The 19374-nt window shown below is 55.4% G+C and carries 17 protein-coding genes; 12 read left to right on the plus strand and 5 right to left on the minus strand.

Annotated features, from left to right (window positions below; genetic code table 11):
• Positions 1–516 precede the first annotated feature (516 nt).
• From NYE69_RS17435 to NYE69_RS17470, 8 genes are all read left to right on the plus strand, one after another.
• Positions 517–735: a hypothetical protein gene (locus tag NYE69_RS17435; protein WP_340927205.1), complete on the plus strand. Its 219-nt coding sequence runs from the start codon at positions 517–519 to the stop codon at positions 733–735.
• 347 nt (positions 736–1082) lie between these two features.
• Positions 1083–2615, plus strand: coding sequence for a galactarate dehydratase (gene garD / locus NYE69_RS17440; RefSeq protein ID WP_340927206.1), 1533 nt, complete (start codon positions 1083–1085; stop codon positions 2613–2615).
• Between the two features lie 369 nt (positions 2616–2984).
• A complete protein-coding gene (locus NYE69_RS17445; protein WP_340927207.1) occupies positions 2985–4169 on the plus strand; it encodes a glycerate kinase in 1185 nt (394 codons plus the stop codon).
• A 21-nt stretch (positions 4170–4190) separates the two neighbouring features.
• Positions 4191–5558 (plus strand): glucarate dehydratase, encoded by a 1368-nt coding sequence (gene gudD / locus NYE69_RS17450; protein WP_340927208.1) that lies wholly within the window; start codon positions 4191–4193, stop codon positions 5556–5558.
• Between the two features lie 88 nt (positions 5559–5646).
• Positions 5647–6576, plus strand: coding sequence for a 2-hydroxy-3-oxopropionate reductase (gene garR / locus NYE69_RS17455; RefSeq protein ID WP_340927209.1), 930 nt, complete (start codon positions 5647–5649; stop codon positions 6574–6576).
• 20 nt (positions 6577–6596) lie between these two features.
• The gene (gene dapA, locus NYE69_RS17460; RefSeq protein ID WP_340927210.1) at positions 6597–7505 is read left to right on the plus strand and encodes a 4-hydroxy-tetrahydrodipicolinate synthase; all 909 of its coding nucleotides are present in this window, start codon (positions 6597–6599) and stop codon (positions 7503–7505) included.
• Positions 7506–7623: 118 nt separating this feature from the next.
• Entirely contained in the window at positions 7624–8775 is a 1152-nt protein-coding gene (locus NYE69_RS17465) for a CdaR family transcriptional regulator (RefSeq protein ID WP_340927211.1), read from the plus strand.
• A 420-nt stretch (positions 8776–9195) separates the two neighbouring features.
• A complete protein-coding gene (locus NYE69_RS17470; RefSeq protein ID WP_340927212.1) occupies positions 9196–10521 on the plus strand; it encodes a gluconate:H+ symporter in 1326 nt (441 codons plus the stop codon).
• 54 nt (positions 10522–10575) lie between these two features.
• On the opposite strand, the gene NYE69_RS17475 is transcribed toward NYE69_RS17470, so the two are convergent.
• The gene (locus NYE69_RS17475; RefSeq protein WP_340927213.1) at positions 10576–10869 is read right to left on the minus strand and encodes a hypothetical protein; all 294 of its coding nucleotides are present in this window, start codon (positions 10867–10869) and stop codon (positions 10576–10578) included.
• Positions 10870–10966: 97 nt separating this feature from the next.
• Positions 10967–11452 (minus strand): hypothetical protein, encoded by a 486-nt coding sequence (locus NYE69_RS17480; RefSeq protein WP_340927215.1) that lies wholly within the window; start codon positions 11450–11452, stop codon positions 10967–10969.
• Positions 11453–11847: 395 nt separating this feature from the next.
• Here NYE69_RS17480 and NYE69_RS17485 point away from each other — a divergent pair, with 395 nt between their 5' ends.
• Both NYE69_RS17485 and NYE69_RS17490 read left to right on the plus strand, forming a co-directional pair.
• Positions 11848–15381 (plus strand): S-layer homology domain-containing protein, encoded by a 3534-nt coding sequence (locus NYE69_RS17485; protein WP_340927216.1) that lies wholly within the window; start codon positions 11848–11850, stop codon positions 15379–15381.
• Positions 15382–15537: 156 nt separating this feature from the next.
• Positions 15538–16167 carry a YfbR-like 5'-deoxynucleotidase gene (locus NYE69_RS17490; RefSeq protein ID WP_036623657.1) on the plus strand — a complete coding sequence of 210 codons (630 nt, stop codon included), beginning with the start codon at positions 15538–15540 and terminating at the stop codon, positions 16165–16167.
• A gap of 384 nt (positions 16168–16551) precedes the next feature.
• On the opposite strand, the gene NYE69_RS17495 is transcribed toward NYE69_RS17490, so the two are convergent.
• Positions 16552–16899: a hypothetical protein gene (locus tag NYE69_RS17495; RefSeq protein ID WP_340927217.1), complete on the minus strand. Its 348-nt coding sequence runs from the start codon at positions 16897–16899 to the stop codon at positions 16552–16554.
• A gap of 234 nt (positions 16900–17133) precedes the next feature.
• Positions 17134–17460: a YnfA family protein gene (locus NYE69_RS17500; RefSeq protein ID WP_036623656.1), complete on the minus strand. Its 327-nt coding sequence runs from the start codon at positions 17458–17460 to the stop codon at positions 17134–17136.
• Positions 17461–17615: 155 nt separating this feature from the next.
• Between NYE69_RS17500 and NYE69_RS17505 the strand changes: the two genes are divergently transcribed.
• Together NYE69_RS17505 and NYE69_RS17510 are read left to right on the plus strand one after the other, a co-directional pair.
• Complete coding sequence (locus NYE69_RS17505; protein ID WP_340927218.1) at positions 17616–17930, plus strand: thioredoxin family protein; 315 nt, start codon at positions 17616–17618, stop codon at positions 17928–17930.
• Positions 17931–17984: 54 nt separating this feature from the next.
• Complete coding sequence (locus NYE69_RS17510; RefSeq protein ID WP_340927220.1) at positions 17985–18659, plus strand: VOC family protein; 675 nt, start codon at positions 17985–17987, stop codon at positions 18657–18659.
• Between the two features lie 40 nt (positions 18660–18699).
• Here NYE69_RS17510 and NYE69_RS17515 read toward each other — a convergent pair whose 3' ends face one another.
• Positions 18700–19287, minus strand: coding sequence for a TetR/AcrR family transcriptional regulator (locus NYE69_RS17515; protein ID WP_340927221.1), 588 nt, complete (start codon positions 19285–19287; stop codon positions 18700–18702).
• Positions 19288–19374 lie beyond the last annotated feature (87 nt).

Genomic DNA, 19374 nt, shown 5'->3' on the forward strand with positions numbered 1-19374 from the left:
TGACGCCGAAAGAAGCGGCCGATAAGGATAGACGTTCTTATCGCAATAAATACTACCGCCAACCGCAGGCTCAACCTGGAGATCGGCGCTCTACAGCCGGCTATTGGAACGACCAACCGCTCGGCCTACAAAATAGCGGCACTTTATGTACTTATTATTTGGGGACCTAGCATGTTCAGCTCATTAGCGGCATTTTATGTACTTATTTTCCTATGAATGGTCCGGAACAAGTCATTTTCTTGCGGTAGGGAAAAATAACGGGATAAATTACCTCTATTTCTCTCAAATGAACGGGCATTGCCGAATTAACGCCAATTTTTGCTCTTATTTTTTCAGTCCAAGTCCACCGCGTTGAAAAGCTGAATGGGTTAGAATGAGGATGCTGCCTTATTTCCATATGGGATGCAAGAGCACTTGACCATTTTTGGGCCGCCGCACAATGCAGGAGACGAGTTCGTGTGGTAAGTTTATTGCAAGTTATAGAATGGGTCCAACCCGCGAATGGAGGTTACGGAAATGAACGCAGGCGAAAATATTAGCCGCCGGGACCAAACCGGCTTGATCCGGGAGACAGCCATCGGACACGTTAGGCTGGGCGACGGTACGGAAATGGCCGCCCTCGGCCAGGGCACATGGCGCATCGGCGACAGTCCCCGGCGCAGGCAGGAGGAAATCGCCGCGCTCGATGAAGCTTTTCCGCCGCCGGACCGGAAGGTCCCGCTGGATATTATTTAATGAAAACCGCCGGACGGACGAAACCGCTCTGGCGGTTTTTTTTGAGATATAAAATTCAGATGCGGGTGAAGAGAGGACAATCCCAAGAAATGCAAATGTGCATGCGAATTGCTCCCATTGGGCCGTCCTTCTTCCCATGAAAACCGATAAACTATGCAGCCGGGACGCAGAACGCGGGAGGATGAACGCTAAGCGGGCGCGGATTGCAAATTGCAGATTACGAATTATTGTGCGGAAGTCCAAATTTTTGTTGGTCAAAACCGCAAAACTTTGGGTTGGGCACCAATGTGAAAAAGAGTACAAGGGAGTATAGTGAAGTCATGCGGAAGAGTAAGGAGGCTGTTCAGATGAATGATTTACATAGTGATGCTCCTTTGTACATTAAGGTTCATGAAAAAGATAATGTGGCGATCATTGTGAATGCGGGAGGTTTGCCCGAAGGCACCGTATTTCCTTGCGGCCTTAGGTTAACGGAGCGTGTCCCGCAGGGGCATAAGGTTGCCTTGGCGGATGTGGCCCAGGGAGAAGCCGTCGTTCGTTACGGTGAAATTATCGGCTACGCGGTGCGCCCTATCCCGCGAGGCAGTTGGGTGAGCGAGTCGTTCATCGAACTTCCGACGCCGCCGTTGCTCCGCGAGCTGCCGCTCGCCACCAAAGTGCCGCCGCCCCAGCCGCCGCTTGAAGGCTTTACGTTCGAGGGATACCTCAATCCGGACGGCAGCGTCGGCACCAAAAATATCCTCGGGATCACGACGAGCGTACAGTGCGTGTCGGGGGTGCTCGATTATGCGGTAAAGCGGATTAAGGAAGAGCTGCTTCCCCAATATCCGCAGGTAGACGATGTGGTGGCGATCCATCATACGTATGGCTGCGGCGTGGCGATCCAGGCCCCTGATGCGGAAATCCCGATCCGCACCCTTCGGAACATCGCGGCTCATCCGAATTTCGGCGGCGAGCTGATGGTTGTCGGCTTAGGCTGTGAGAAGCTGCAGCCGGATCGTCTCATAACGGATAAAGACAACGCTTCCAAAATAGTTTCGCTCCAGGATTATCAAGGCTTTATTCCTATGGTTCGAGCGATTATGGAGATGGCGGAAGCACGGCTGGAAAGATTAAACCGCCGCAAGCGCGTCACTTGTCCCGCTTCCGGTTTGACGGTCGGCCTGCAATGCGGCGGAAGCGACGCCTTCTCGGGCATCACGGCGAATCCGGCCGTCGGTTATGCCGCCGATCTGCTGGTGCGCGCCGGGGCGACGGTGCTGTTCTCCGAAGTCACCGAGGTTCGCGACGCCGTTCATCTGCTTACGCCGCGGGCTGTAAACGAGGAGGTCGGTCGGGCGCTGATCCGTGAGATGGAATGGTACGACGCCTACTTGCAGCGCGGTCAGGCCGACCGGAGCGCCAATCCGACGCCCGGAAACAAAAAAGGAGGCCTGGCGAACATTGTGGAAAAATCGCTGGGTTCGATCGTCAAATCCGGCAGCAGCCCGATCACGGCGGTTCTGGCCCCCGGTGAAAAGGCGGCGCAAAAAGGGCTGATTTTTGCCGCGACGCCGGCCAGCGATTTTGTGTGCGGGACGCTTCAACTAGCTTCCGGCATCAATGTGCAAGTGTTTACGACCGGCCGGGGTACTCCTTACGGGTTGGCGATGGCGCCTGTCATTAAAGTGGCGAGCCGCGACTCATTGGCCGAGCAATGGCCTGACCTAATCGATATCAATGCGGGGCGGATCGCCGGCGGCGAGGCCACGATCGAAGACGTCGGCTGGGAGATTTTCAGATTCATTTTGGACGTGGCCAGCGGGCGCAAGCAAACTTGGGCCGAGCACTGGGGGCTGCATAACGCGATAAGCCTGTTCAATCCTGCGCCCGTTACATGAACAGCCGTCTTTATTCACCTGAACAGGGCCGACTATCCGGGATAGGCGGCCTATTTTTTGCCGGCGAGGCATTGTGCCAAAGCCCAATTTTACCGGGAAAAAGCGAAAAAACTTTGTGAGTGCGGACCAATGTGAAAAACAGTACAAGAGTGTATAGTGAAGTCATGCGGATAAAGCAAGGCGGTCCGGGCAGCGCCGGGATTCCCGGCAAAGTAAGGCAAGCGCGGACCGAGCCATGCTGCCAATCCGAAGCTACATAGCGTCTGTCCCGTGTTTTTACGGCAAAAATGAAAGCGTCATCAGCTTAGGCTTTTATTTTCGCTGTGGGGATTTTGGTTGCAGGCAAAGAGAGACGGTAGGAGTGATGGAATGAAAATTTTGATTGCGCCCGACTCGTATAAAGGCAGTCTCAGCTCCAAGGCGGTAGCGGACTGTATGGAACAGGGCGTACTGGAAGTGCTGCCCGAAGCGGTGATCCGTAAAATTCCGATTGCCGATGGCGGCGAAGGTACGGTGGAAGCGATCCTCAGCGCCGTCGGCGGCGAATGCCGAAAACTGGAGGTGGTCGGCCCGCAGGGCGAGCCTGTGATCGCCGAGTACGGCATCTTCGACGAGGGGCGTGCCGCCGTCATTGAAATGGCGTCCGCATCGGGGCTGACGCTGGTTCCGGCGGAGCGGAGAAATCCGCTGACGGCCACGACCTACGGCACCGGACAGCTTATCAAGGCCGCGCTGGACGCAGGCTGCCGGCAGCTGATCGTCGGCATCGGGGGCAGCGCCACCAATGACGGCGGCGTCGGCATGGCCCAGGCGCTGGGCGTGCGCTTTCTGGACGCGGCGGGCGCGGAAATCGGCTTCGGCGGCGGCGAACTGCAGCGGATCGCCTCGATCGATACGGCGGGGCTTCATCCCGGCGTTGCCGGCTGCGAAATTACGATCGCCAGCGATGTGACCAATCCGCTTTGCGGGGAGCAGGGAGCCGCGTGCGTCTTTGGCCCGCAAAAAGGCGCCACGCCGGAGATGGTCGCCAGGCTGGACGCCGGCCTGCGGCATCTGGCCGGGATCATTCGCGAGCAGCTTGGCGTCGATATCGCCGGCGTCGCCGGAGCCGGGGCGGCGGGCGGTCTCGGCGCGGGACTGATCGCCTTCCTGGACGCGGGCATGGCCCGGGGAATCGACATTGTGATGGAAGCCGCGCGATTTGCGGAGGAGGTCCGCGATGCCGATCTCGTCCTGACGGGCGAAGGGCATACCGATGCCCAGACGGCGTTCGGCAAAACGCCCGCCGGCGTGGCCAAACTGGCCAAGCTGCACAACAAGCCGGTGATTTGCGTCTCGGGCGGAATTGACGCGGAAGTCCGCGGCATGTACGACAGTGGCATTGACGTGGTGGTAGGAGCCACCCAGGCTCCGATGACGCTTGCCCAGGCCATCGCCCAGGCGCCGGCCAATATCCGCCACGCCGTTTCCTCCGTTTTGCGCGCTATGCTCATTCCGCAGCATTACGGCTCCGGAATCCGGGGAGAGGCAGCGCGCGCTTCGGGGGAGCTCTAATCACTTGAAAGGAGAATCGAGATGTTGAATCAAACAGCCAAACAAGAAAATCCGGTACTGCATGGCACGCCCGTCATTACTGGAATGCGGGTGGTTCCGGTCGCCGGCCGGGACAGCATGCTGCTGAATTTAAGCGGCGCGCACGGCCCCTATTTTACCCGCAACATCGTCATCCTGGAAGACAGCTCCGGCCATACCGGGGCCGGCGAGGTGCCGGGCGGGGAGAACATCCGCCGGACGCTGGAGGATGCGCGCGCGTTGGTGATCGGGCAGTCCATCGGCACCTATAACCAGATCCTGGCCCGGATGCGGACGGCGTTTGCGGACCGGGACGCCGCCGGGCGCGGGCAGCAAACCTTTGACCTGCGCGTCGCCATTCACGCCGTTACCGCCGTGGAAGCCGCCCTGCTCGATCTGCTTGGCCAGTACCTGGGCGTTCCGGTCGCCTCGTTGCTCGGCGAAGGCCAGCAGCGCAAGCGGGTGAATGTGCTCGGGTATCTGTTTTATGTGGGAGACCGCACCAAAACGGATCTGCCCTACGCCTCCGAGCCGGACAGCGAGGTGGCCTGGTACCGTCTGCGCCATGAAGAAGCGATGACGCCGCAAGCGATTGTGGCGCTGGCCGAAGCCGCTTACGCCAAATACGGCTTTGCAGACTTTAAGCTCAAAGGCGGCGTGCTGCGCGGCGAGGAGGAAATCGAGGCTGTCACCGCGCTGGCGGAGCGGTTCCCGGATGCGCGCATTACGCTTGATCCGAACGGCGGCTGGCTGCTGAAGGACGCCGTGCGCCTGTGCCGCGACCTGCACGATGTGCTTGCCTACGCCGAGGACCCGTGCGGCGCGGAAGGGGAATATTCCGGCCGCGAGATTATGGCCGAATTCCGCAGACAAACCGGCCTGCCGACGGCCACGAACATGATCGCCACGGATTGGCGGCAGATGGCGCACACGATCTCGCTGCAGTCGGTGGACATCCCGCTGGCCGATCCGCATTTCTGGACGATGCAGGGCTCGGTGCGGGTGGCGCAAATGTGCCGCGAATGGGGGCTCACCTGGGGCTCGCATTCCAATAATCATTTCGATATTTCACTGGCGATGTTCACGCATGTGGCCGCGGCGGCTCCGGGTGAAATTACGGCGATCGACACGCATTGGATTTGGCAGGAGGGCGCCGAACGTCTTACCAAGGAACCGTTCCAAATCGCCGGCGGCATGATCGAGCTGCCGGAGAAGCCGGGGCTTGGCGTGGAGATCGATATGGAGCGGATCGAGCAGGCCCACAACTTGTACAACAGCATGGGCTTGAACGCGCGGGACGATTCCGCGGCGATGCAGTACCTTGTACCGGACTGGAAATTCGACAACAAGCGTCCTTGTCTTGTGCGATGATTGTAAAAAGAGCTGACTGATAGGAAAGTTGGCTGATAGGAAGGCTGACTATAAGAAGGACGGCTATTAAGAAGGCTGACTATGAAGCTTGGCTAGGAAGGCTGACTATAAAACGGGAGGAGAAACAAAGATGAAGACAATCGGATTTATCGGACTGGGAATCATGGGCAAGCCGATGAGCCTCAACCTGATCAAGGCGGGCTACAGCCTGGTGGTGATGGACCGCAACCGAGAGGCGGTGAAGGAGCTGCAAGCGGCCGGAGCGAAGGCTGCCGCTTCGCCCAAAGAAGTGGCCGGGCAGGCGGATGCCGTCATCACCATGCTGCCGAATTCGCCGCAGGTCAAAGAGGTCGTGCTTGGCGAAAACGGCGTCATCGAAGGGATCAAAGCCGGAGCCGTGGTCATCGACATGAGTTCTATCGCGCCGCTGGTCAGCCGCGAAGTGGCGGCGGCACTGGCGGAGCGGGGCATTCCTTTCCTGGACGCCCCGGTCAGCGGCGGCCAGCCAAAGGCGATCGACGGCACCTTGTCCGTCATGGTCGGCGGCGACAAAAAAGTGTTCGAGCAAAACTATGACTTGCTCAAGGCGATGGCCGGCTCGGTCGTCCATACGGGCAACGCCGGCTCCGGCAATATCACTAAACTGGCCAACCAGGTGATCGTTGCTCTCAATATTGCGGCCATGTCCGAAGCGTTTGTGCTGGCAAGCAAAGCCGGCGTGGAACCCGAGCTGGTATTTCAGGCGATCCGCGGCGGCCTGGCGGGAAGCACGGTGCTGGAGGCGAAAGCGCCGCTGGTGATGGACCGCAAGTTTGACCCGGGCTTCCGCATTGACCTGCATATCAAGGATTTAACGAACGCGCTGGAAACTTCCCATGAAATCGGGGTGCCGCTGCCGCTGACGGCCTCGGTGCTGGAAATGATGCACGCGCTCAAAGCCGACGGCCTCGGGACCGCCGATCACGGGGCGCTGATTCGCCATTATGAGAAGCTGGCCCATACCGAAGTCAAACGATGATTAGTGAGGTGAGCGATGACATGGATACGAGTTTTATCCGCGGAGTGATTCCCCCGATCGTCACGCCGGTCGACGACGAAGAACGGCTCGATGAACAGGGGCTGCGCCGCATTGTCGATCATGTGATCGAAGGCGGCGTACACGGTATTTTGGCGCTGGGCAGCAACGGCGAATTTTTCGGGTTGGACCCGGAGGATCAACAGCGGGTAGTTGCGGTTACAGTCCAGCAAAGCGCGGGGCGCGTTCCCGTCTATGCGGGAATCGCGGCGATCTCCACGCGGGAAGGCATAAAGCAGGCCCGCAAATACGAAGAGCTCGGCGCTCAGGCGATCTCGATCCTGCCCCCGATGTTTATTTCGCCGACACAGGATGAACTGTTTGACCATTTTAAGAAAATTGCGGAATCAACCTCCTTGCCTGTACTGCTGTACAACAACCCGGACAAAGTCGGCAACTACATTACCTCCGCCCTGCTGGAGCGGCTGGCCGAAGTTCCGAATATCGTCGGAGTCAAGGACAGCAGCGGCGATCAGACGCTGACCGCCGAATACATCCGCCGCACCAGAGCCAAGGGATTTAAGGTGCTGGCGGGCAGGGACATCATGATTTTAAGCACGCTTGTCTACGGGGGCGCCGGCTGCGTGGCGTCAACCGCCAATGTGGTGCCGCGGCTGGTCGTGGAAATTTACGACAAGTTCATGGCGGGCGACATCCAGGGGGCCCTGGAGGCTCAGTACAAGCTGGCTCCGCTGCGGATGGCCTGGAACCTCGGAAGCTTCCCGGTGGCGACGAAGGATGCGGTCAATTTGATCGGACTCCAGGCAGGCAAGCCGATTTTGCCCAATACTTCTTGCTCGGTGGAGAATCAAGGCAAGCTCAGGGCGATTCTGGAAGGGCTTGGGGCTATTCGGTCAAGCCAAACTCAATAACAAATCAAACACTTAGGTATGGAACCTGCCTGTGATGATGAATCATGCAGGGAGCCGGGCCAGCTATTGTAACAACAATAGTTGGCCTGTGCTATTTTTACGCCTGGAGGGGATTCGGATGAAAATAACGACCGAGCTGGCCTTGCCTATTGTGGTCCAATTGATGTCTGTCATGGAGTTTAATATCAACATTATGGACGACCAGGGGGTTATCGTCGCCAGCGGGGAAACGGAGCGGATCGGCAGTTTGCATGAAGGCGCGCTGCAGGTGCTCGGCTCGAGGAAGCAGGTGCTGATCGGCGAAGCGGAATGCCAGAGTCTGCCGGGCTCCAAGCCCGGAGTCAACCTGCCGATTGAATTTCAGGAGAATATTGTCGGCGTTGTCGGGATCACCGGCAATCCTGACGAGGTGTACCGATTCGGCAAGATCATCAAGATGAACGTGGAGGCGCTCCTGCAGCAAATTCATATGAACAAGCAGCTGCACTTCCGTAAGATGGTGCTTGAGAGCTTTATTATGGAGCTGATCAGCCCGTATGAATTTTCCGAAAAGAAGCTGCGGATGACGGCCCGTACGCTGCAGATCGACGTCAACGCCGAACGCAGTGTGATGGTCGTGGAGATCGAAGAGATGAAATGGCCGGACGAGACGATCAGCGGGGAGATGCTGCAGAAAACAGGTGAGCGTAAGGAGCAGTTTTTGAACGATCTCAAGGCGATGGTCAGTATGCAGGCGCTGTACGCCTATGTGGAGGACGGCGCTTTTTTTATCGCCATTCCCGTAAGCGATTTCCTCCAGCCCCTGGTCGGCAAAATTGAAGCTTGCCTGCGCAGGCGGGGCTACCGCTACTGTATCGGTGTCGGACGCCCGCGCAGAGGTCTTGCGGGGTACAAGCAATCTTACGCCGAAGCCCGCCGCTGCATACGCCTGAGCCGAAAATTCGGACGGCAGCCGCAGAGCGCCAGCTTGATCGACGATTGGGGAATCGTTCCGTACCTTGAGATGGTGCCGCCGGAAGCAAGGACGGAATTTTTGCAAAAATACGGGTTGTTCCCCCAAACGCTCAATGAGGAGTACAAGCTGACGCTGCGCACATTCCTGGATTGCGACCTGAATGTGAAGCAAACCGCGGGCTTACTGCACGTGCATAGAAACACCTTGTTTTACCGGCTGGATAAAATATCCCAGCTGCTGCAGCTGGATTACCGCAAATTCAACGATCTCGTCAAAATGAAGCTGCTGCTTACTTTCGAACGGCTGCAGGAGTAATGAAGGAGCCTCAGGTCCGCTCTCGGCTGTTTCCGGCCTGAACGGCCCCGCAAACCCTTGTTCCGCAGCACAATTTTCCTGCTGAAATGCGCCGCCGATTTTGGATGGGCAAACAATGTGAACCAAGGAACATGCTGCTATATTTTAACTATACCGGAGAGCGGGATGACCTTGGAGCAGCAATGATCAAGATATTTTGACAAGAGGTATGCGCATCAGGGCAATTTTCCAAGAAGAGTTACAACCAGGGGAAGCTAAAATCTGCGCATTGCTCAGGCATTTGATTGAAAGCGCTTACTGGAAAGTTTCGATTATGTCATAGGGAGGAGATATGTTTGTGTTTGGAAAGCGGAAAGTGCTTACATGCTTAACCCGGATTAACTCACTTAACCACAGAATGGACGATTGGAGGAATAGACGATGCCGTTGTTAATCGTTGCGCTAGGGGTGGCGCTATTGCTTGTGTTGATGGTGGGTTTTAAGCTCGAGGGCTTCATTTCGCTGGTGCTTGTCGCGATTGTGGTCGGGTTGCTGAACGGCCTGACGTTTTCGGATGTGGTGAATTCGGTGGAAGAGGGGATCGGCGGGCAGCTTGGCCATTTGGCGCTGATCATCGGCTTCGGCGCAATGCTCGGCAAACTGATGGCCGATTGCGGCGCCGCGCAGCGGATCGCCATGACGCTGACCGCCAAATTCGGCGAAAAAAGATTGCAGTGGGCGATTCTGATTACCGCTTTTGTGCTTGGCGTTACCCTGTTTTTTGAAATCGGCTTCATCCTGCTGATTCCGATTGTCTTTACGATTGTTTCGCGGATGAAGGTGAATCTGTTGTATATCGGCCTGCCGATGGCGGTGGCTTTGTCCACAACGCACAGCTTTTTGCCGCCCCATCCGGGACCGGCGGCCGTGGCCAGCGTGTTTGGCGCCAGTATGGGCAAGACGCTGCTGCTTGGGCTGGTCATCGCCATTCCTTCGGCGATCATTGCGGGGATATTATTCTCGAAAACGAAATTGATCCGCGCCATGAATCCCGCGATTCCGGAGGGACTGTACAACACTAAGGAGTTTAAGGAGGAGGAAATGCCGAGCTTTGGCGTCAGCCTGTTCACCGCGCTCGTGCCGATTGTGCTCATGGCGGTGCTGGCCGTTGCCGAAATGGTGATGCCGCAGGATTCCGGCGCCTTTAAAATCATTGCATTCTTTGGGGAATCGGGGATTGCGCTGTTGATTTCGGTACTGATCGCCATCTATACGTTCGGGATTGCCCGCGGCCGCAAAATGAAGGAGATCATGGGCAGCGTCGGCGCCTCGCTAAAATCGATCGCCACCATTATGTTCGTCATCGGCGGCGGGGGCGCCTTCAAGCAGGTGCTAGTGGACAGCGGAGTTGCCGATTATATCAAAAATATAATGACCGGCCTTGACATTTCGCCGCTGATTCTCGCCTGGATTATCGCCGCCGTGCTGCGGCTGGCCCTGGGGTCGGCCACGGTTACCGTGATGACGGCTTCCGGCATCGTGCTGCCGCTGCTGGGCATGAGCGGGGCCAGTCCGGAGCTGATGGTGCTGGCTACGACCTCGGGCAGCGTGATTTTTTCCCATGTCAACGATCCGGGCTTCTGGATGTACAAGGAATACTTTAACCTGTCGCTGCTGGATGCGATCAAATCAAGATCCGTTTATACGACCATACTGGCGGTTTGCGGATTGCTGGGGGTATTGGCCCTGAACGCGGTGATGCCATAAGCGCCGGCCGCGGGGCGATCGGCTTTTTCGGTCTGATGACTCTGCGGATCGCCCCTAAGTTCCTTTTTGTTCCTCGTCTTCCTGCAGCTCGATCAGCCGGTCCAAATAGCGGATGCCGCGCATGCGCATGCAGTTAACCCCATTCAGGTACTGCAGCGAATCTCTGGCCATCCGCCGCGCCTGTTCCAGATTGTTGTGATCGAGCTCCCGGATCACTTCCTTGATGAAGTCCAGCGACCACACCGCTGTGCGCAGCATCCCGATGATAAGAATCCGGCGGATCTGCGCCGGGCTGAATGAGCGGTATCCATTGTCCGGGTTGCGCGACACTTCAATGAATACGGCCAACCGCCTGTCTTCAAAATAGCGGCACTTTATGTGCTTATGATCCGGAGACCACGGTTAGGGGTAGGGGGAAGATGTAAAGCTGTCTGTTTGGCCATCTTCATTTCGGCAATTCTTCCGCGCTGATGATGATTCCTGCCCGGTCCAGCACTTTCAGCCGGTATTTGCGCCCGATTTCCAGTTTTAACTCTTTACTGGCGAAATCGAATGTTTCACCGTCCGTCGTTTTCGCTTGATCGCTGCCCCGCCGCGGGTCCCATTTGTCCGCGATGACCGCTTCCTTGATCACGGGACCTTGAATAAAGTCCGCGGTGAGGCTGCCCAGCATGAGCAACGGATAGAGCGACATCAGGGCGATAAACGCCGGGAATAAATATTCGATCTTATGAAAGCCTTCTTTCTTCGGCCTCATTCTGCGCAAAATATATGTAAAGAGGAAACTCAAAAAGAGGAGCACGGCGCAGAAGCCGGTCAAGTTGATCCATAAAATATCCCGCACATCCCCCCTGTACTTGGCAAGAATCCCCAACGTTCCGCTAAGCCAAAACGCCGCAATGGCGATGCGTATCATGTTTCTTTTTTTCATGGATAACCTCCTTTGTTTGCTTGAATATCCACCGATACTCTAGCGAACTCCTTGTAGCAATCAAAAATAGGCCAATACTAATACTATACAACACAGATCCAAAAAGTGCTTGCAGCAGCAGGAAAACACCGGTTAAAAAATAGTAACGCTCCGCCAGCTTACGCCAAGCATAGGCTTGTTCGCCTTTGTGAAGACCGTACTGCCGAAAGTCTCCATGGTAAAGCTGTGGAAAAAGTCAGCCGACTGCTCCAAAACCGGGCAGCGGCGTAGTTGATCGAATGATTCAAAAATGTTTCAATTTTTAAAGAAATAGTTCCCATTGGCGCCTCCCTTTTTTATACTCTTTATTGATAGTTATTATTAATAGATACTAGTTATCTAAAAGGAGAGAAGTGATGAATATTGGTATAAAACATAGAGCAGCGCTGTTCCTGCTTGCCGTGCTGCTGATGATCCCCGCAAGTCCGCTGTCCGTTCCCTGGCGCGCGCTTGCCGCTTCGGCTCTTCCGGCGGATCTTCAGGGCCATTGGGCCGAAGAAGTCTTGTCCCGCTGGCTTGAGCAGGGGCTCATCTCCGGCTATGCGGACGGGAAGATCAGACCCGATCAGCCGGTCACGCGGGCGGAGTGGATGGCGATGGTGAACGGGCGGTTCGGGTTGGCCGCCGAAGCGGGAACGCTGGCTTTTGCCGACGTGAAGCCGGCGGCATGGTACGCCGCCGCTGCCGCCGCCGCGGTCCGGCAAGGTTACATCACCGGCTCCGCTGATGGAACTCTCCGGCCGAATGCGGCGGTGACGAGAGCCGAAGCGGCCGTGATGCTCGGCCGGCTGGGCCAGCTGGAGCCGGCGGATGAGGCGGCTTCGTTTACGGACTCGCTTCCGGCATGGAGCAAAGATGCCGTCGGCGCCGTCGTGGGTGCCGGGTGGATGAACGGCTATCCCGACGGCACGTTCCGCGGAGCAACGGCGCTCACCCGCGCTGAGGCGGCCGTAACGCTCGACCGCATATTCGCGGCGATCCAAAAGGCCGAAAAAAGCGAAAGCTTATCCGGCGACATGGATCGGCCCGGCGTGTATGGCCCTTCTGAGGGAACGGCGGAAATTTCCGGCGACGCGGCAATCCGGGCCGATGGGGTTACGCTGCAAAATACCGTCGTTAAGGGCAACCTGACGATAGCGGAGGACATTGGCTCGGGGGTGATCCATTTGCGGGGCGTCACCGTCGAGGGACAACTTCGTGTTATCGGCGGCGGAATCAACAGCGTGAATCTGTGGGATACGGCAGCAAATCAACTGGTCGTAAACAAAGAGGACGGCAAAGTCCGGATCGTGGCCTCCGGCGATACGACCATAGACACGACGGATCTGTTTTCGGGAGCGATTCTCGAAGAACACGAAATGAGCGGCGGCGGGCAAGGTTTTGTGCTTATTAATGTCGCGTCGCAAGCGGCAAAGTCATCGCTGGTGCAGCTCCGCGGCGAAGCTGAAACCGTCCGGGTAGCCGCATCCGGAATTCGCTTGGAGCTGTTGTCCGGACAAATCGGCCGGCTTGAAGTTCTGAGCGGAGCCATAAACAACGTGGTTTATTTGGCGCAAGGCACAAAAATCATCGTTGCGGTATTGAGCAGCCCGGTTACTTTCGAGGGGCCGGGTCAGGTTCTGCAGAAGATTTTGGGCTACGAAGTGCAGGGGGGAAGCGGCAGACGGTCGCATAGCGGAGGCGGTTCAACGACACCGACGAACCCGCCCGATCCGCCCGATCCTGAACCGACGGTGACCAAACTCGTGTATAGTCCCGAGAAACTGGAATTTGACGGTGTAGGCCATGAGATCAGCGTTGCGTTGACGGCGGTGCTGAGCAACGGCACGGAGGTCAAGGCAACCGAAACGGCTGACTGGTATAGCGAGGATGAAGCGGTAGCGACCGTCGCTCAAGGGAAGGCAAATTCGCAAGGCGAAGGCGAAACCTGGATCGGCGCAAAATACGGAGGGCTAACGGTCCGGATTCCGGTCAAGGTCACGGCTCCGCGAACTCCCGTGCCGACGGTGACCAAGCTCGTGTACAGTCCCGAGAAACTGGAATTTGACGGCTTAGGCGAGCAGGCCCGTTTGACGCTGAAGGCGCTCCTAAGTGACGGCTCGGAGGCCGATGTAACCGAAGCGGCCCTATATAGCTGGGACCCAACGATCATAACCTTTGAAAACGGGGTCTTCACATCATTTGGCGAAGGAGAGTCCTCGATTTTTGCGCTTTACCAGGGTTTGTCGGTTCGGATTCCGGTCAAGGTTTCGGTTCCGCCGGCAGCCGCGCCGGCATACCGGGCGGCGCTGAGCGCCACACCTGGCGATTCGGTTGCCGGCACGGAAATCAACGTCACCCTGCGGGTCGAAAAATCCGACGGCAGCTTGGATACCGGCTTCTCCGGCACGAAAAAAATCACGATCAGCGGGGTCGAACAAGCGCCGGACGGCAGTTACGGCACGCTGGCCGGTACGATCTTAACAGGTTCTTCGGGAGAAGCGGACATTCTGTTTACGGACGGCGAAGCGACCTTCACCTTTGCCTTGAATAAGGCAGATTTACAGCGGTTGGCGTTTGCCGTAGAAGGCGTTGTTGTCCCGACGGATGAATTCGCGATAACGATTGCCCCAGCGGCCGCGGCGCAGCTTCAAATCGCCACGCAGCCAAGCGGTTCCGTGGCCAGCGGGGAGACCTTCGCGGTTCAGCCCATTGTTGAAGTGATGGATGCCTACGGCAATCCGGCCAAAGACAGCTTGAGCGTCGGAGTTAGCGTAAGCGGAGAGACTGCCGCGTTGACGGGGACGACATCCGTTCAAACGAGAGACGGTAGGGCCTCTTTTACCGATCTTGGATTGGTGGGCGGCGACTCTACGGTGACGCTGCAATTCACGGCGGGTTCGCTGCCTTCGGCCGCAAGTTCCCCCATTACGGTCCGAGCTTTTTCCGCGGGCGATGGAACGGCAGATACACCGTATGTCATTACCACGGCGGCCCAACTGGATAGTGTCAGATATCATTTGGACGGTCATTTCGTTTTGGGCGGCGATATCGATCTTAGCGGCTACAGCGGCGGCTTGGGATGGACGCCGATCGGTATCAGTAACGCCGGCTTCACGGGGACCCTGGACGGCCAAGGATTTACGATTCGCCGCTTAACCTCTCTTCGTCCTGGTGGTGCTTCGATAGGATTGTTTGGTTATATCGACGGGGCAACCATCACGAATCTGAATCTGAGCGACGTGAACGTTTTAGGTTATATGTACGTTGGCGGGTTGGTCGGTTATATGAACACCGGAACTGTAAGCGGAGTTCATGCGGAAAATGTAACCATTGATGGAACATCCGAAAATTTGTGGTTCGCCGGTGGTCTCATAGGGAACATGGCAGCAGGGACTCTTAACAGGTCTTCGGCCACCGCCGTGAATCTTAACGCAACTTACTATTTGGGTGGACTTGTTGGCGCAACCGGCGCCGCTTCCTCCATTACGGAATCGTATTCCAGCGGGGAACTGTTCATCAACGGCGCCAATTTAGGCGGGCTGGTCAGTACTAATTCCGGTACGATCACCGATTCTTATTCGCTTGCCAACATAACGGGAGCAAGTTCTACTGCAGGCGGTCTCCTTGGCATAAACAGAGGAGCAGTCCTCAATTCCTATGCTGCCGGAAGTTTCTATAGCAACGCCGTTCAGCTTGGCGGTCTTATCGGCGCAGCCGACGGCGGCACGGTAACCGGCTCTTATTACGACTCGGACGCCACCGGGCAAACCGACACCGGCAAAGGCATGCCGAAAACAACGGCGGAAATGCAGCAGCAATCCACGTTTGCGTCCTCAGGCTGGAATTTCACATCGACCTGGGCGATCGACGCGGGCGGCTATCCATATTTGAAATGGCAGCGGCCATGATCGACGTCATGCATTCATATCGGGGCTATGTTCCGGGGATATTATTGTCTCCGGAGCGTAGCTCTTTTTTTGGGAAGCATGCCGGATTTGATTATTCGTTAACATTCTCTGTCTATACTAAGAGTTATATATCTAAAGAGAAGGATGGCTGATAAAATGGGCATTCATACTTACTTTCGGTCGCTGAACGAATTGGAGCGAATTTATCGCTGTCCGGGAAAATTCAAGTTCGAGGAACACAGCGTGGCCGAGCACTCCTGGAAAGTCGTGCAGTACGCCAAAACGCTGGCTGATATCGAAGAACGCCATGGCGCGCAAATCGATTGGAAGAAGCTTTACGAGATCACGAGCAGCCACGATTACGGAGAGATTTTTATCGGCGATATTAAAACGCCGGTCAAACATTCCTCGGAGGAGCTGCGCAATCTGATCCTGCAAGTCGAGGAGGGCATGGTCCACCATTTTATTGAAGAACATATCCCCGAGGAATTTAAGGATATTTTCCGCAACCAATTGCGCGAAGGCAAGGACGATTCGGTCGAGGGACTGATTCTGGAGGTCGCCGACAAGCTGGATCAAGTCTACGAGGCGTTTGCCGAAATGCAAAGAGGGAATACGGAAAAAGAGTTCGTCAAAATGTACCGCGAAGCTTTGATGAAAATCAAAAATATCAAGCTGAAATGCGTCGATTATTTCTTAAGCGAAATTTTAACCGACATGGTGAACGAGGGGGGCATGTCGCCGATCGATATCAAGCGGATCACGCAGGAAGCGTTGGAGAGCTGAAGCATGCTTGAGAAATCGCGCTTGCTAACGGTTGTCATAGCGCTTAATCGGCCGAAAAAACGAAGGTTTCTTTTCTAAAGGTTGTAGGCGCGCTTATTTAGGCGAAACAGCCCCTTTACCTGCGAAAAAAAGGGAAATAGGCTCTCTGGCAACCGTTACATCTTGTAACCCCTCGTTTTTAGCCGAATAGCGTCGCTCACAACCGTTAGATTTTTCGCGCTTCTTTACGCACCCGCGCATTTCTTTATTTCGTTGAACCCATTGAGGATTTATAACTCAACTTCGGTAAGCTCAGTAAGCCCCCATATCAACTCAGGATCCGGATAGTCGCTTCGCCCGGTTACATCAACGCTGATTTGCCAATTACCTGGTGCGAAAGTTGAGTTATAACAAATACGGTGCAATCAACTGCCGGAATACGTCGGCGGGCGGCCGGTCTCTTTTGCGCTTGTCGTCGGTCAGCACCACGACCGTTTCCAGACTCGGGATGACGTAAATAAAATTTCCGCCGTAGCCGCGAGCATAAAAATAATCGAAAGCGGGGGAGGAGGAAGCGGTGAAGCGGCCGCCATCCCGCGCTGGATCTGAAGCGGAAGTGATGTTGTCCTCCCTCGGGCCTGCGGCCGGCAGCCAGGTATCCGTCCACCAATGCCAGGCATAACAGCCGCGGCGGGGGGCCTCGACGCCGATCGCCGGCTTGACGGACTGCGAGACCAACTCCGGCGAGATCAACGGCTTGCCTTCCCAGACTCCCCTTTGCAATTTATCGGCGCTATGGCCGAAGCGATAGATGACAAATTCATAGGTACCTTCCTTATGCCGATGCAGGTATGTATTCTAAAATTTAGGGTGCGGCAAAAACCGTTTTTCATGCATAACGCGGCCAGCGCGGGGGATTTGCTATCAGGCATTACGGTATCACGCTATTTATAGCATCATGGCATTACGCATCACGGAACCATGCCATCAATGGCGCGGCGCCCACAACATCACCGACACGCCGACGAGGCAGATCACGGCTCCGACCCAATCGTAGAGATCGGGCGTTTTTTTGTCTACCCACCAGCCCCAAAGCACGGCCAATGCGATAAACACGCCTCCATAAGCCGCATACACCCGCCCGAAGGAGGGAAAGTTCTGCAGCGTAGGAATGATGCCGTACGCCACCAAAATAAGCCCGCCGACAATACCGTACCATAGAGGCCTAGATTCACGCAGCCATAACCAGACCAAATACCCTCCGCCGATTTCCGCCAAACCCGCGGCCACAAACAATAAAATCGTGATGATCATCGGATGAGCATCTCCATTCCTTTTTGACTCATTGTAACACGGTCCGCGGTTACCCGGCTCTCAAAAACTAGGTGATTCCGGCCGAATCGTATATAATAGAGACAACACATATATAAAATTTTAATCATTATTCGCCTTAAAAGGAGAGGATCCGCATGGAGAGAGTACAATCCGCCGAACAATTTGAACAACTGACTCAAAGAGACCAATTTACCGTTATTAAATTCGATACGACATGGTGCCCGGATTGCAAAAACCTGGACCGCTTTATCGGCGATATTATCGCGGAGCATCCGGACAAAGAGTTTTATGCCATGGACGCGGAAGAGTTCCAACCGATTGCCGAAGCGAATCAAGTTCGGGGCATCCCGAGCCTGCTCGTCTACAAAAACGGGGAAAAGCTCGCCCATCTGCACAGCAAATTCGCCAAAACCCCGGGGCAAATCAGAGAGTTTCTGGAAAGCTTATAAAGCCTGGCGGGCCAAGCATAGGTTGAAGTTGCACCGGGGAAAGGAGATGGGAGCATGATTTTCGAGCGCGTAGTCTTTGAAGTCAGTCCGTCAAAACTCCGGAAGACGCAAGCGTTTTATGGCGACCGGTTCGGTTTCGAGCTTGCGGAACAGGAGGAAGACAGCTTTACGATCCGGGCCGGGGCGACTTTGTTGACGTTCAAAGCGGCTGTTGCGGGAGAGCAGCCGTTTTACCATTTCGCTATGAATGTGCCGGAGAATAAATTTACCGAAGTGAAATCGTGGGCGGCTTCCAAAGTGGCTTTAATTGAGGAAGAGGGCGACAATGAGGTGTTCTTCACCTCTTGGAACGCCCATTCCGTTTATTTTGAGGACCCGGCCGGCAACATTGTGGAGTTCATCGCCAGGCATAATTTGGCGAGCGCGATTGATCATGCGTTTACGGCTCGTGACGTGATGAGCGTTAGCGAGATCGGTATCGTGGCCGAGGAAACCCTGTCACTGGTAAGTAAGCTGAATGCGGCCGGACTGCCCAACTGGCGGGAGGCTTCCGAAGAATTCACTCCGGTCGGGGATGAACAGGGACTTTTGATCGTCGTCCGGAATGAGCGGGAATGGTTTTTTTCCAACCGCACGCAAGCGCGGTTTTATCCCGTGGAGGTCACGGTGGCCGGGGTGGGCAGGTTCAGTTTTTCCGGCGTTTTTCCGGCCTCGGCCGGTTTGAAATAAAAGATGGGTACTCCGAGCGAAAATAAATGCCCAAACGCCCCTATACCCTGCGGGTTATCCCATACAAAAGCGCGTGCAATATCCATTTGTGGCTGGATAATTCGTCATGATCTAAAAGGATGCTGTTTTCCGATGAGATATCTTTGCGAAAAAGTTCCAGCAGCTTGTATATAAAGCGGCTTGGCATATCCTCCGAAAGTTCACCGATTCTTTTACCTTCCTCTATAAAGTCTTCAACAAGTTTTCGAGTTCTTTCCAGAAACTCGTTATTCACCAGGTCGGCTAGCCCCTTGTCCTTTCGCATTTCCTGAAGGAACTCAGGGCTGAAATGCGTAATCAAGGCGTTTTTAGCCATGATAAGTTGTTGCAGTTTTTGAGGAAAGGGGTCTGAGGATCTCATCACTCGTTCCATCTGCTCCAGTTGTTCCGATAAAATGGTACGAACGCCTTCCTGAACTAACCCCTCTTTGCTTTGAAAATAGTTATATAAAGTGACGACAGATACTTTGGCTTTTTTGGCTATGTCCCGAACGGAAATTTTTGAAGGGGGCTGGGATTTAAATTGTTCCCGGGTTACCTGAATGATGTGTTGTTTCTTAAAGTTCGCTCTTCGTTCAAAGCCGTTCACACAAGCTCACCTCAGGAAATATTATAACAAATTATTGATTTCGTTTCAAAATTTATATAAAATTAGGTTGTGAATTATGAAACGAAT

It is taken from the genome of Paenibacillus sp. FSL R5-0527 (assembly GCF_038008055.1).
Classification (GTDB): Bacteria; Bacillota; Bacilli; order Paenibacillales; family Paenibacillaceae; genus Fontibacillus; species Fontibacillus macerans.

Coding starts and splice junctions, on each gene's coding strand:
- NYE69_RS17485 (WP_340927216.1), top strand. CDS start 11,848: ATGAATATTGGTATAAAACATAGAGCAGCGCTGTTCCTGCTTGCCGTG.
- garD (WP_340927206.1), top strand. CDS start 1,083: ATGAATGATTTACATAGTGATGCTCCTTTGTACATTAAGGTTCATGAA.
- NYE69_RS17470 (WP_340927212.1), top strand. CDS start 9,196: ATGCCGTTGTTAATCGTTGCGCTAGGGGTGGCGCTATTGCTTGTGTTG.
- gudD (WP_340927208.1), top strand. CDS start 4,191: ATGTTGAATCAAACAGCCAAACAAGAAAATCCGGTACTGCATGGCACG.
- NYE69_RS17465 (WP_340927211.1), top strand. CDS start 7,624: ATGAAAATAACGACCGAGCTGGCCTTGCCTATTGTGGTCCAATTGATG.
- NYE69_RS17480 (WP_340927215.1), bottom strand. CDS start 11,452: ATGAAAAAAAGAAACATGATACGCATCGCCATTGCGGCGTTTTGGCTT.
- NYE69_RS17435 (WP_340927205.1), top strand. CDS start 517: ATGAACGCAGGCGAAAATATTAGCCGCCGGGACCAAACCGGCTTGATC.
- NYE69_RS17445 (WP_340927207.1), top strand. CDS start 2,985: ATGAAAATTTTGATTGCGCCCGACTCGTATAAAGGCAGTCTCAGCTCC.
- NYE69_RS17500 (WP_036623656.1), bottom strand. CDS start 17,460: ATGATCATCACGATTTTATTGTTTGTGGCCGCGGGTTTGGCGGAAATC.
- dapA (WP_340927210.1), top strand. CDS start 6,597: ATGGATACGAGTTTTATCCGCGGAGTGATTCCCCCGATCGTCACGCCG.
- NYE69_RS17510 (WP_340927220.1), top strand. CDS start 17,985: ATGATTTTCGAGCGCGTAGTCTTTGAAGTCAGTCCGTCAAAACTCCGG.
- NYE69_RS17490 (WP_036623657.1), top strand. CDS start 15,538: ATGGGCATTCATACTTACTTTCGGTCGCTGAACGAATTGGAGCGAATT.
- NYE69_RS17505 (WP_340927218.1), top strand. CDS start 17,616: ATGGAGAGAGTACAATCCGCCGAACAATTTGAACAACTGACTCAAAGA.